The sequence below is a fragment of the Psychrobacillus sp. OK028 genome (genome assembly GCF_900103605.1).
Taxonomy (GTDB): Bacteria; Bacillota; Bacilli; order Bacillales_A; family Planococcaceae; genus Psychrobacillus.
This window is the reverse complement of sequence record NZ_FNHY01000008.1, coordinates 151090-164400: the sequence shown is the minus strand read 5'-3', so window position 1 is coordinate 164400 and position 13311 is coordinate 151090. Positions and strand designations below refer to the sequence as shown.

15 protein-coding genes and 1 riboswitch are annotated in these 13311 nt (G+C 37.7%); of the genes, 2 read left to right on the top strand and 13 right to left on the bottom strand.

The window, feature by feature from the left end:
- Positions 1-2: 2 nt before the first annotated feature.
- The 7 genes from BLR36_RS14390 to BLR36_RS14360 all read right to left on the bottom strand — a co-directional run bounded on the left by BLR36_RS14390 (position 3) and on the right by BLR36_RS14360 (position 6201).
- Entirely contained in the window at positions 3-950 is a 948-nt protein-coding gene (locus BLR36_RS14390) for an ABC transporter permease (protein WP_093062449.1), read from the bottom strand.
- On the bottom strand, positions 950-1885 hold the full coding sequence (locus BLR36_RS14385) for an ABC transporter permease (RefSeq protein WP_093062448.1): 936 nt from the start codon (positions 1883-1885) through the stop codon (positions 950-952). The genes BLR36_RS14390 and BLR36_RS14385 overlap by 1 nt, the downstream gene beginning before the upstream one ends.
- Positions 1886-1897: 12 nt before the next feature.
- Positions 1898-2722: a M55 family metallopeptidase gene (locus tag BLR36_RS14380; protein ID WP_093062447.1), complete on the bottom strand. Its 825-nt coding sequence runs from the start codon at positions 2720-2722 to the stop codon at positions 1898-1900.
- 209 nt (positions 2723-2931) lie between these two features.
- Positions 2932-3285 carry a hypothetical protein gene (locus tag BLR36_RS14375; RefSeq protein ID WP_217631740.1) on the bottom strand — a complete coding sequence of 118 codons (354 nt, stop codon included), beginning with the start codon at positions 3283-3285 and terminating at the stop codon, positions 2932-2934.
- Positions 3286-3609: 324 nt separating this feature from the next.
- On the bottom strand, positions 3610-4638 hold the full coding sequence (gene dmpG, locus BLR36_RS14370) for a 4-hydroxy-2-oxovalerate aldolase (protein ID WP_093062446.1): 1029 nt from the start codon (positions 4636-4638) through the stop codon (positions 3610-3612).
- Positions 4631-5536 carry an acetaldehyde dehydrogenase (acetylating) gene (locus BLR36_RS14365; RefSeq protein ID WP_093062445.1) on the bottom strand — a complete coding sequence of 302 codons (906 nt, stop codon included), beginning with the start codon at positions 5534-5536 and terminating at the stop codon, positions 4631-4633. The genes dmpG and BLR36_RS14365 overlap by 8 nt, the downstream gene beginning before the upstream one ends.
- Positions 5537-5538: 2 nt before the next feature.
- A complete protein-coding gene (locus BLR36_RS14360) occupies positions 5539-6201 on the bottom strand; it encodes a GntR family transcriptional regulator (protein WP_093062444.1) in 663 nt (220 codons plus the stop codon).
- Positions 6202-6595: 394 nt separating this feature from the next.
- On the opposite strand from BLR36_RS14360, the gene BLR36_RS14355 reads away from it, so the two are divergent.
- Positions 6596-8089, top strand: a complete 1494-nt coding sequence (locus tag BLR36_RS14355) for a glycine betaine uptake BCCT transporter (RefSeq protein ID WP_093062443.1) — start codon at positions 6596-6598, stop codon at positions 8087-8089.
- Positions 8090-8334: 245 nt separating this feature from the next.
- A riboswitch (SAM riboswitch) is annotated at positions 8335-8433 on the bottom strand.
- Between the two features lie 177 nt (positions 8434-8610).
- Positions 8611-9573 (top strand): magnesium/cobalt transporter CorA, encoded by a 963-nt coding sequence (corA, locus tag BLR36_RS14350; protein ID WP_093062442.1) that lies wholly within the window; start codon positions 8611-8613, stop codon positions 9571-9573.
- A gap of 38 nt (positions 9574-9611) precedes the next feature.
- Here corA and BLR36_RS14345 read toward each other — a convergent pair whose 3' ends face one another.
- From BLR36_RS14345 to BLR36_RS14320, 6 genes are all read right to left on the bottom strand, one after another.
- Positions 9612-10418, bottom strand: a complete 807-nt coding sequence (locus BLR36_RS14345) for a hypothetical protein (RefSeq protein WP_093062441.1) — start codon at positions 10416-10418, stop codon at positions 9612-9614.
- 83 nt (positions 10419-10501) lie between these two features.
- Positions 10502-11443, bottom strand: coding sequence for a malate dehydrogenase (gene mdh, locus BLR36_RS14340; RefSeq protein WP_093062440.1), 942 nt, complete (start codon positions 11441-11443; stop codon positions 10502-10504).
- A 22-nt stretch (positions 11444-11465) separates the two neighbouring features.
- The gene (locus BLR36_RS14335; RefSeq protein WP_093062439.1) at positions 11466-11828 is read right to left on the bottom strand and encodes a BMC domain-containing protein; all 363 of its coding nucleotides are present in this window, start codon (positions 11826-11828) and stop codon (positions 11466-11468) included.
- Positions 11803-12105, bottom strand: coding sequence for a EutN/CcmL family microcompartment protein (locus BLR36_RS14330; RefSeq protein ID WP_093062438.1), 303 nt, complete (start codon positions 12103-12105; stop codon positions 11803-11805). Before BLR36_RS14330 ends, BLR36_RS14335 begins: the two co-directional genes overlap by 26 nt.
- Before the next feature lie 16 nt (positions 12106-12121).
- A complete protein-coding gene (pduL, locus tag BLR36_RS14325) occupies positions 12122-12979 on the bottom strand; it encodes a phosphate propanoyltransferase (protein ID WP_093062437.1) in 858 nt (285 codons plus the stop codon).
- A 30-nt stretch (positions 12980-13009) separates the two neighbouring features.
- On the bottom strand, positions 13010-13297 hold the full coding sequence (locus tag BLR36_RS14320) for a BMC domain-containing protein (RefSeq protein WP_093062436.1): 288 nt from the start codon (positions 13295-13297) through the stop codon (positions 13010-13012).
- Positions 13298-13311 lie beyond the last annotated feature (14 nt).

Here is a 13311-nt window from a genome sequence, read left to right as displayed (position 1 = left end):
ATCTACCTCCTAAGCTTCGGATCTAGCGCATCCTGCAGTCCATCCCCTAGCACATTAAACGCAAACATCGTTAAAGATATAAACAATGCAGGGAAGAATAAGCGCCACCAATGACCTGATAAAATAACAGGAAGCGCATCATTTGCCATTACACCCCAGCTTGCAAATGGAGCTGCTATCCCTAATCCCAAAAAGCTTAGAAATGCTTCAGCAAAAATAGCACTTGGAACTGTTAGCGTCATTTGTACTATAATAGGTCCCATCGTATTAGGTAATAAATTCTTTCGAATAATTCTAGAGCTTTTGGCACCAAACGACTTGGAGGCTGTTACGAACTCATAGTTTTTAATCTGTAATACCTGTCCCCGAACAATTCGAGCCATCCCTACCCATCCAGTCACTGTAAGTGCTACGATGATGGTCGTTAAACTTGCTCCCATAATTACCATTAACAAAATCACTACTAACAAGTGGGGTAATCCGTAAAGTACTTCTACTATACGCATCATGATGGAATCTGTGCGCCCACCTTTGTAACCACTTATTCCGCCGTAAATAATTCCAATAAAGAAATCAATAAGCGCGGCCATTACTCCAACAAATATGGAAATACGGGCACCATACCACGTTCTTGTAAATACGTCTCTTCCTGCCTCATCTGTACCAAACCAGTGAGTAGCGGATGGTGGCTGGTTTTGACTAGGGTAATCGGTAGCCGTAACAGAATAAGGAGAAAAAATAGGTCCAAATATAGCGAAGAGCATCAATAAAATAAGAAAGATCAATCCGCCCATGGCCAATTTATTTTTTCGTAAACGACGCCAAGCGTCTTTCCAATAAGACAAAGAAGGTCTTACAACAGCCTCTGCCTTTCCCTGTTCTTTCGGAAGAGGTCTAAACCATTCATCTTTTACATGCTGCGGGGATACTACTTCTTGTGAATTTGTCATTATGCATCCCCCTCCTTACGATGTAATTTTATACGTGGGTCTAGTAGTCCGTAGACGATATCTACAATGAAAAGCATGAACACTAGGAATGAACTATAAAACACAGTTGTCCCCATAATTACTGGATAATCTCGATTATTAATACTCTCTACGAAATATTTTCCCATGCCTGGAATCGCGAAAATCCGCTCGATTACAAATGTTCCTGTTAGAATTCCAGCAAGCATTGTTCCTAGAATTGTCACTACTGGCATAAGCGCATTTCTTAATGCATGGCGAACAATTATTCTTACAGGGGATAATCCTTTTGCTCGAGCCATTTTAATATAATCTTGGGTTAGAACCTCTAGCATACTAGATCTAGTTAAACGAGCAATTATAGCGGTAGGTCCCGTCGCAAGGGCTATTATTGGCAATATCATATGTAACGGACTAGACCACGTTGCCGCCGGAAGCAAGTCCCAGGTCACAGCAAGTTGTTGAATAAGTAATGTCGCCAACACAAAGTTTGGAACAGATATACCAATAACCGCAAATGTCATTGCAAAATAATCGACTAGACCATTGTGCCTAAGTGCAGCAATAGTTCCTAAAATAATTCCTGATAGCAAAGCTACTAAAATAGTAAGCATCCCAAGTTCAAACGAAATCGGGAATCCCCTTGCCAACAGTTCATTTACAGATTCATTTGGCTTCTTAATCGATGGTCCAAAATCAAATGTCACGATAGATTTTAAATAACTTAAGTACTGAACATGAAGGGGTTCGTCTAATTTATAAAACTTTTCTAAGTTTGCCTGAATAGTAGGATTAGTCGTTCGTTCACCTTCAAATGGAGAGCCTGGTATTAAGTGCATCAACACGAAAGTTAAAGTAGCGATGATTAGAATCGTGGCAATCATCATGATAAAACGCTTTACAATATATTTCCCCACTCAAAAGCCCCCTTAACAGAATTTAGCTTGTAACGCTAATTCCACCATAACAAGCATCGCTCGATACGCCTCTAAAATATCTTTCGCTTTAAATTCAACCATTGTAGTTCCTTCAATAATTTCACAACCCGGCATTAAAGCTGCCCACTCTGCTTGACCATAGTTCACAAATTCAATTCGTAATACCGGCTTATCAGGTGGTGTCAGAGGCTTAATTTGATCCCTTTTTTCGATTGCCTCGACTACTTTCTCTTTAAGCAAAGCCTGTGATTTTAGAGGATGTAACGTTTTTACAGCTGATCGAGAAATAGATTCTTTCACCACTGCAGTAACCACACCCGGTAGCAGAGCTTCTGCTTCTCTACAAGCACCGTCATCTCCTGCCACCATAATTACAGGCACGCCATAATGTCCAGCTACAAAAGCATTTAAACCGAGCTCTCCTATCTCCACATCGTTTATGTACATATTACGAACCCCAAAAATCATCGAGTGACTCATCACACCCGGTTGTCCAGCGCGGGAATGATACCCAGCAAATACTGCTCCTAAATACGTTTCATCTAATGCATGCACCATAGAATAGGGCTTAAAATCCCCTGTGATTAAAGAAGCATCTGGATGCAATTCTTCTACGAGTAGATTATTCATCTTAGAATGGCTGTCGTTGACCAATACTTCATTTACTCCTTTTGATAAAGCACCTTCTACAATAGCATTAGCTTCTTGCGTCATTATACGTCTCGCCCGTTCATAATTATGCTTGTTCGACTCTACAAACGTATAATCTGGTAACCCGGTAATACCTTCCATATCGACCGATAAAAATAGTTTCATCTTACTCCCCCATGTTCATCTATCATTATATTTTGAATATCGAAATAAAATAGATTTTATCAAAATATACTGAAAATTACAATATGTATAAATACTTAGATGAATCCGTTTTTTTAAAAATAAATTATAATAAAAAAGCAAATGCTCTTTTTATGTGAAAGGCATTTGCTCATGTTTTCTATATTACGCAAAACTACAATATCGATGAATTATCTGTTCATACCTGGAAAAAACTGTTGCTGTCCGTATGGTTGTTGCCCAAACTGTTGTCCAAATGGTTGACCAAATGATTGTTGTGGAAACATTCCTTGCTGCATAGGAAATGCCTGCTGACTTCCGGGTGCCATTACATTTTGGTTTGTCACCGTGTAAAAGTGCTGAGGGACATTTACGATATGTTCTCTATTCACGTTTACAATTGGATGGATAACAGGCTGCATTCTTGGTAGGAATGAATCACGCACTCGGTATTGCGGGGGACAAACAATTGGTTGAGCAGCTGGTTGTTGCCACTGCGTTTTTTGACAGGAATGACAGGAACTAGGTTGATGATGTGGATTCATGGTTAATTCACCTCCTTCTTGCACTACTATTAGTAAATGCAAAAGGACTGTAAACAAACTAGACAAACATCACCATGACTACAAATAAAAACTGAAAAATAATTCCTTATATAAAGTATATGAAGGTTCTTAAAAAAGAAAAACCCGGTAAAAAAACATTCGTTTCTTTAAGTTCAGTAGGCTTTGAACAGAAGCATTGCTATAGTTTTACCGATTGATCTTTAAGAGGTTGGTCGTGACATCTCGACCAACCTCTCTTTTCTCGATAATTCAATGACGTTTTTCTGTCCCCTTGGATTTCTTCATCATTTTTAGTTCGCGAGACTAAATCTCAATACCCCTTTTAGTTTGTTTTTCCTTTGCTAAATCTTGCGCTACCCCAATAATCCAATCCTCTTGTCCACCAACTGCATTCATTTCGGCAATTTTGACTAAAATATCTCGTGCATCTACCCCATACTCTTTACCTGCTCGTTCTGCAAATAATAAGAAGCTAGAGTAAACTCCGGTATAACCAAGCATTAAGCTCAAGCGATCGATTTGCACTGGACGAACCATCATTGGCTTCATCACATTTTCTGCTGCGTCCATAACTTTGTATAAATCAACATTATGTGAAATTCCCATTCTATTCATTACTGCTACTAACTGCTCTAGTGCAGCATTTCCTGCACCCGCACCCATGCCTGCCAGACTTGCATCAATTCTATCTACACCTTCTTGAATAGCAACTATTGAGTTAGCAACTCCTAGCGAAAGGTTATTATGTGCATGGAATCCAATTTTTGTTGAAAGATGTTGTTTAAATAGTGATACTCGGCTCCTAACATCATCCATCGTTAAAGCACCTGCTGAATCGACAACATAAATTGTTTGCGCTCCATAAGATTCCATTTTTTTAGCTTCTTCGAGTAAGTTTTCTGGTGATGTTCGATGTGACATCATCAAGAATCCTACTGTATCCATCCCTAGTCTTACTCCCGCTTTAATATGTTGTTCTGAGACATCTGCCTCTGTACAATGGGTTGCCACACGCACAACCTGAGCACCCAACTGGTGAGCATTTTCTAAGTGTTCAATCGTACCAACACCTGGTAATAATAAGACACCTACTTTAGCATTCTTAGCATTTTCAACTGCTGTACGTATGATGTCATCTTCTGTTTCTTTAGAGATGCCATACTGAATGGAACTACCTCCCAAGCCATCGCCATGTGTTGCTTCAATAATATCTACGCCTGAATCATCTAGTAATCTTGTTAACTCTGCAATTTGCTCTTTGGAGTATTGATGACTAATAGCATGCATACCATCTCTGAGAGTCACATCATTTATAACTAGTTGCTTACCCATTTATTTCCACCTCTTTATTCATAGCTTCTGCCATAATTTCAGCAGTTCGAACTGCAGCAGATGTAATTATATCCAGATTTCCAGAGTATTTAGGTAAGAAGTCACCCATACCCTCTACTTCAACTTGCACAGTAACTAAATCACCTTTAAAAACTGGTTCGGATTTATAGCGATATCCCGGAACGTATTCCTGTAACACTTCCACCATTTGATCTAATGATTCTCTTATTTTTATATATAGTTCTTCTGAATGTTCATCAATTTTTACGAAAATGGTATTTCTCATAAGAACAGGTGGTTCCGCAGGATTCAATACAATTAATGTTTTAGATTCTTTGGCTCCTCCTACTTCTTTTAAGGCTTTGGCCGTCGTTACCGTAAACTCATCTATATTTTGTCGAGTTCCTGGCCCTGCACTCTTACTGGAAATAGCTGCAACAACTTCAGCGTATGAAACATTCACAACATTCGAGATGGCTTTAACAATTGGCACTGTTGCCTGACCGCCGCAAGTAACCATATTTACGTTATCTAAATTAGTAACATCAGAGGTTTCTAAATTTACAGATGGAATAATAAATGGTCCAACAGCTGCGGGAGTTAAGTCAATCGCTTTTTTACCAAGTTCTTTCAATATTTTTGCATTCGTAAGATGAGCTTTAGCAGAAGTTGCTTCAAATACGATATCTGCTTCTTCATGAATTGCTTTAAATCCTTCAATCCCGTTGTATACAGGAGTCAAGCCATATTCTTTAGCCAAAGCTAATCCTTTTGATGTTTGATCGATTCCTACCATTACGGATGGTTCTAGTAAATCGCTACGAAGCAATTTGTACATTAAATCTGTTCCGATATTTCCAGAACCGATAATTGCGCATTTCACTTTTCTTTGTGTCATTTTCATTCTCCTTCTCCCTGTAATTCAAATACTGCCTTGCTATAATAATCTGAAGCCCCTTCTAGATGAGTTCTTAAAAGTGATTGAGCTTGTTCAATATTATTTGCATGTAGTGCATCTGCAATGACCTTATGCTCTAAAACAATTTCATTTTGCCTTTCTGCTGTAAATTCAGATGTAACTTCAATAAGTGTTTTAATAATTTCATTCAATGAATTCCATAGACGTATAAGAGTACGATTATCCGTCATTTTTAATAGTTGATAGTGGAAATTTAAATCAGCTTCTACATTTTGCATGCCCCCAGTCAAGGATTCTTCCATCTCCTGAATATATTGATAGAGTAACTTCCCTTCACTTTCCAACAATTCACAATCTTGAATTGTCAATGCATAAGTTTCTAGTAGAATTCTACTTTCATACAAATTTCTTATATCTCTTTCTCCAAATTTTTGCACTATAGTACGCCCATTCGAGGGTGTTATTACTAGTCCTTCTGTTTCTAACTTAGAAATAGCTTCACGAATCGGACCTCTACTGATTGAAAGTTCTTGAGATAACTCAGATTCTTTTAAATGGTCTCCTTCTTTTAACTCCTGGAGCATTATTTTTTTTCGTAAATAAATTAAAACTTGCTCACTAATATGTCGTTTTTCAAATTTCAACAAAGAACCACCTTAAATTTTCTGAAAATTCTATTTTGTTAACAGTTAACCGTAAACAGTTAACTAAGTATAATGTAAACGTTTCCAACGATGTTTGTCAATGTGTTTTTCAGAATATTTACATTTGACATACTAGTAAATCAATTAAACGAAATCCTCGTGATTAAAGAAGCCCAACTGCAAGGATTTTGTCTTTAAACGAAGTCGCTTATTTAGACAAGTTGAGAATTGCAGCTCTATAAAATTTTTATTTTTAGTTGGTTTATCCATTAGGAAGTTTCAATATCATCTAAAATGGAAATACTTAAAGGAACTATGTATAAGTGTATTGGTTGATTCAATAATATTTTATTAGTATAGTTAACGGTTTAACTTTAAATATATAGGGGGAAACATGAGAAATTTATCTAAGGTATTTTATATTACAATGGGTTTAATCGTTTTAGCTGTCGGTTACGGGGCTCTGGCACCGAAAAGTTTTGAAGCTATTACTACAAATATTAAAACTTTTGTTGCTTCGTCATTTGGTTGGTATTACATGTTACTAATGACGTTTATGTTAGCTTTAAGCATCTTCTTCATCTTTAGTCCATACGGGAAAATCCGACTTGGAAAAGATTCAGATCGTCCTCAGTTTTCAACTGTTACTTGGATAGCTATGCTATTTTCTGCTGGTATGGGAATTGGACTTGTATTTTATGGCGCCGCTGAACCTTTATCCCACTATGCCATTGATCCTGCGACAGCAGAGCCAAATACTAGTGCAGCTTTTAAGGAATCACTCCGTCAAGCTTTCTTCCACTGGGGATTCCACGTTTGGGCTATGTATGGGGTTGTTGCGTTATCTCTTGCATTCTTCCAATTCCGTAAAGGAGAACCTGGCTTAATCTCCTCGACATTAAAGCCGATTTTCGGCAAAAAGATGGAAGGTCCATGGGGTACTCTCGTGGATGTACTCGCTGTATTTGCTACAGCATTTGGTGTAGCTACTTCTCTTGGCTTTGGTGCTGTTCAAATTAACGCAGGATTAAATTACTTATTTGGCTTTACAATTGGGATTACATCTCAAATCATCATTGTTGCAGTTGTGACTGTCCTATTCGTAGCATCTGCTTGGTCAGGACTTAGCAAAGGGATAAAATATTTGTCCAATACCAATTTAATATTAGCTCTTGCTTTGCTTGGATTTGTCATTATTGCTGGGCCTACGTTACTAATTCTTGATATGTTCACAGATTCATTTGGTGGCTATTTAGGAAATATTGTACAGATGAGTTTTCGCACTTCTCCATTAAATAACCACAATCGAGAATGGCTCGACAATTGGACTATCTTCTATTGGGCTTGGTGGATTTCTTGGGCACCATTTGTCAGCATGTTTATAGCCCGAGTATCTAAAGGTCGCACTATTCGCGAGTTTGTTACTGGCGTTCTTATAGCACCAACATTATTAGGAGCACTTTGGTTTTCAGCTTTTGGCACGACAGCTATAGACTTTCAAAAAAGAGGAATTGCAGACCTAGCACAAACCTCTACTGAATTGACTATTTTTGAAATGTTCAATTTGATGCCAATCCCTACAATTATTTCTGTTTTTGCTGTTATATTAATCGCATGCTTTTTCATCACTTCTGCTGATTCTGCCACGTTCGTTCTTGGTATGCAGTCGACACATGGGTCACTTACACCACCGAACAAAGTGAAACTTGCTTGGGGAATCGCACTATCAGTAATCGCAGTAATTTTGTTATCGGTTAATGGATTAAATGCATTACAAAATACAATTATTATTGCCGCCTTACCATTTTCATTTGTCATGCTACTTATGATTTTTTCACTTTTGAAGGTATTAAAAGCAGAAGCAAAAATAATGAAAATAAAAAAATAAATCAAATGCCAAGGGTAGAACAAACCCTTGGCATTTGATTTATACAATTAAATACTTTCTTTCCTATTGTCAAATGAGACGCGAGAAAGAAAGTTATATTTTTACTCGACTACCGCCTTCTACAAATGAGTATGGAGGGTAGACGACTTGTTACACGGATTTAACCCCAATTTCCTTTAGAAATAAATTAAATAAAACCCCTTCTTAGACAAGAAGAGGTTTACACGTCAAAAGTGATTATGCTCTTCTTATCTTCAAGCTAACGCTTCTGGAATTAGCACAGTACAAAATTGCCTGTTGCTGAGGTATCGTAGGGCCAGTCCCTCCACCTCTCTTGATAAGAAAGTTGTTTATTTAATTAATACCTAGTATACATATAGAAATTGTATAAGTCAACATTAATTATCAATTTATTTAGAAAACATTCTTTTTATGTGTTCGTTACTTAGTTTTAGATTCATTAAAACAAGGAGATTATGAGATAATAAGAAAAGAGGTTTTGATGAAAGTGAGGGATATCTATGATTCGCACGATTGGTATAACGAGCGATCATGAAATAGTAGTTGACTTTCCTTTAGAGAATATAAAGCAAAAAAAGTTTGAATGGTATTGGATTGATATAGGAGAGCCCACAAAGCAAGAGGAACTTTTACTTAGTTCGTTTTTTCATTTTCATCCGCTCGCTATCGAGGATTGTTTACAAAGGCTGCAGCGTCCTAAGGTGGACTATTACGATGGATATAACTTCTTTGTTTTACATACGTTTAATGAGGAAACGTTAGAGGCAGAAGAGTTAGATATATTTGTTGGTCAAGACTATATAGTGTCCTTTCATTTCCACCCTATGCATGAAATGGAACAGGCCCGAGAGCGTATTAGACAAAATCCACAGGGTTGGGGGAGAGGTGCTATTCATGCGACTTATCATATTATCGATAAAGTGGTGGACGCGTATTTCCCGATTGTCTATAAAATTGAAGATTATTTAAATGCGGTAGAAGACAAGCTGACCTATGATATGCGTCATTTTTCTATGGATTCTGTTTTCGATCTTCGTGGAGATTTATTGCGTTTAAGACGTACCGTTATTCCCATGAGAGATTTACTTTATCGAATTTTAAATTCAGAACGGTTAAATTTACAACAAACGGAGCATACATACTTTGCAGACATTTATGATCATTTAATCCGACTGACAGAAATGATTGAATCGAACCGGGAGCTTACGGCAGATATTCGTGATAGCCATATGTCGATAAACTCCAGTAGAATGAACCGTATTATGATGATTTTAACGATTGTATCGACCGTTTTCATACCATTAACGTTCATCGTTGGAGTATATGGGATGAACTTTAAGAATATGCCAGAGCTTGAATGGAAATATAGTTATTTTGTCGTGCTCGGTGCTATGGTTCTCATTGCTTTTTCTATGCTTGGATGGTTCAAATACAAAGGTTGGTTTAATCTGTTTAAAGATTAACAATAAACGAGCAAATTCTTTATGAATCTGCTCGTTTTTTATTGATTGGCTGTCCAATAGTAAAACAATGCTGTAAAAGTAAGTTTTTCTGTATGCGTAAGATGATGTGCAAGAGATACATGGACATTCATATATTGCACTTCAAAGGCTGGATGAGCAGCATATGGAAATATCCCAAACCGATACGTTGCTAATCTATGACCATCAAAGTTATTGACGTCAATGTCTCCATACATACTTTTCGCTTCCATTTGAAGCAGTTTTTCATTATTGGCATCAAATATAATAGCTCTATTTTTTAAAGACATTGGTGGCATAACAATAGTAGTTAAATGAAGATGACTATGATCATACACCTTTATTTGCATAAATTTAAACTTGTTCTCAATGCTAAATGTAGAAACTAATTTCTCGTCCATCGTTTTTAATTGATAGGTCATTGGAAAGAACATTCCCAATCTGAAAATATTCAATACGGATAATTTTCGTCGTAAAGGCTGTTCTATAGTAGGATTGATTTTATATAAACGTTCACCTGAGCCGGATACTAAATAAGTTTGAGGGATTAGTGAGACATCTCGTTGAAAATTCAGTTCCTGAATGGGAAACTCAGCTGAGTAATAGTTACTATCTACTTTTTTTTCTTCAGGTAATTTTTCCGCAGCATGTTGAAAGAAAAAAGAAGAGCTATACAAAATGATTACTGTGAAACCAACAGCAAAATGACTTTCAAAGTCTTTCCACATAACTTCCCTAAAAACTATAAGTAAAATTATGTATATTCCTACTAAAAGTATCGATCCAAGCTTTGTATACTTAGCTGTATTTTCGTAAATATGCTTCATCTTGAACCTCCTTTCTATAAACTTTACGATTGAAAAGAAGAATGGTTCCAAAAAAGCATTCCCACGAATAGCGGGAATGCTTTTTAGACATTACAAATTTTAAGAACAGATTGTACAGATTTTACTGATTTATCTAGAGCAAGCTTTTCATCAGATGTTAAAGGAAGCTCAATAACACTTTCTATGCCATTCCCTCCGATTACTGTTGGAACACCCAAATACAAATCATTGTAGCCGTATTCACCTTCTAAGTAAGCAATAGATGGAAGTATTCGTTTTTTGTCACGAATAATCGACTCAGCCATTTCGACGAGTGATGCTGCTGGGGCATAATAGGCACTTCCATTACCGAGAAGAGAGACTATTTCGCCTCCTCCTTTTCTGGTCCTTTCTACTATTGCATCTAGTCTATCTTTAGAAATAATCTTTTCTAAAGGAATTCCTCCTGCATAGGAATAACGAACAAGCGGTACCATGTCGTCACCATGGCCACCCAGTACAAATCCAGAGATGTCTTCGACTGAAATATTTAGTTCCTCCGCGACAAACGTATTAAAACGTGCGGTATCTAACACTCCAGATTGACCAATTACTCTATTTTTTGGAAATCCAGTGGTCTTATAACAAACGTATGTCATAGCATCTACTGGATTACTTAAGATGAGAATATAGCTATTTGGTGCATATTTCTTTACTTGTTCGGAAACAGCTTGCATAATTTTTGCATTTGTAGTGACGAGATCATCTCTACTCATCCCTGGTTTCCTTGCAATCCCAGCTGTAATAATGACCATGTCAGCATCTTTAATATCCTCATAATTCGAAGTACCACTAATCTTCGCATTAAAACGCTGAACAGGTCCTGTTTCTAATATATCAAGCGCTTTTCCTTTGGCGGGTTTTTCTAGATCAGGAATATCTACTAGTACGATATCTCCTAACTCTTTTTGTGCTGCCATAAGTGCTACCGTTGCTCCTGTATATCCAGCGCCTATTATAGCAATTTTGTTTCTTCGAAAAGCCAAGAATTTTCACCCTTTCTAATGCTTACGAATCTGTTGATGGAGGTTCTATAGGTTTTACTGCTTTTGTACGTAAGGGTTTTGGTGGTGTTTCTGATTCTACCTGTTTGTTGTAATCAAGAGGCTCGATCATATCATAAACACTATGGTCAGGACGCGGAATAACATGGGCCCCTAGTAATTGACCTACGCGTTTTGCGGCATCCTGCCCAGCTTCCACCGCTGCTTGAACAGCTCCAACATCGCCCTGAACAATTACCGTGACAATACCACCATCTATCATCTCTTGTTTAATCAATGTTACATTGGCAGACTTAATCATGGCATCTGCGGCTTCAATTGAACCGACTAATCCAATTGTTTCAATCATCCCTATTGCTTGACTCAATGCTTTCACCTCTTTCTACTTCTGTCGAATCGATAATACCTATGATTACCGCATCAATCGGTATTGGATTCTCTCGCATTATATAGCGAGATGACCCCCCACTCGTAACAAGAACGTCATCTCCAATACCTGCTCCGATTCTGTCTGCTGCAACAAACTGAGTTCTCACAGGTTTTCCATGTATATCTACCGGTTGGACAATGAGTAACTTTAATCCTTGTAGCCCTTCTTCTTTACGAGTCGCCCATACGTTTCCTATAACTTTACAAAGTTGCATGAATCATCACCTATTTCTATTTTCTGAATGAAACAGATATTCCAAGCTCTCTTGCTGTGTCACGTGCAAGTGCAGTTATAATTGTTCCTTTTTCAAGTATTATTTCTTTCATATTTAATTCTTTCACATCATCTCTCGAGAGCAATTTTTTCGGATAGATGTAAGGAATATCTACCTTGCTTTTTGTTACGCTTGCTGAAGTTTCCTGTTGGACATTTAGATTGCCTTGAAACTTCACCAAATGTCCAAATGCTCCTTTAGTTATAAGACTTGCATTAGCCTCATCCGTATCAATATGCATTTCTAATCGGTATCTTTCGGAGACACGGATCTTAACTTGTCGGTATGCGATTGGTCGAATCCCATCTGTTTCTACCGTTACGTATTCACCATTTTGAACACCAAAACGAGCTGCATCCTTAGGCGACATATGAATATGTGCTTGTGCAATAATGAGACCCTGCTCTAGAAAAAGACTTCCTTTAGGTCCAATTATCGTAATAGCTTCCGATCCTTCAATATCTCCAGATTCACGAATTGGGGGATTTACTCCCAACTTCATTGCATCTGTCCAACTTATCTCTGCTTGCGTCATGGAACGAGCAGGACCGAGAATTCGAACTCGTTCGATGCTTCCTTTAGGTCCTGCAATAACAACTGTTTCATTGGAGGCAAATTGACCTGGTTGAGATAGTTCTGTTCTTACGGTAAGCTCATATCCTTTACCGAACAATGCTTCCACATGGTTCAGAGACAAATGAACGTGACGGGCAGAAACAGCGATTGGGATTAAATCGTTTGGCGGTAGTGCTTCAGCTTTTTCAAGCTGTCCTAAAACTTCTCCGACAATTTTTTCAATCAACTGCTGATTCATGTTGGAACCGCCTTTCCTGTAAACCTCTTATTAGTTTTCTGATTTAGGTAGAATCATTTCTAATTCGTTATGAGGTCTTGGGATAACATGCACAGATAGTAATTCTCCAACTCGTTGCGCCGCTGCAGCTCCTGCATCCGTCGCAGCTTTTACCGCTCCTACATCTCCTCTAACTAGTACTGTCACGATACCTCCTCCAACATGTACTTTTCCTACTAAATTTACGCTAGCAGCCTTTACCATTGCATCTGCCGCTTCAATTGCTCCTACTAAACCTTTTGTTTCTACCATTCCTAAAGCTGTACCTTCTCTTGACATATCTGTTTCCTCCT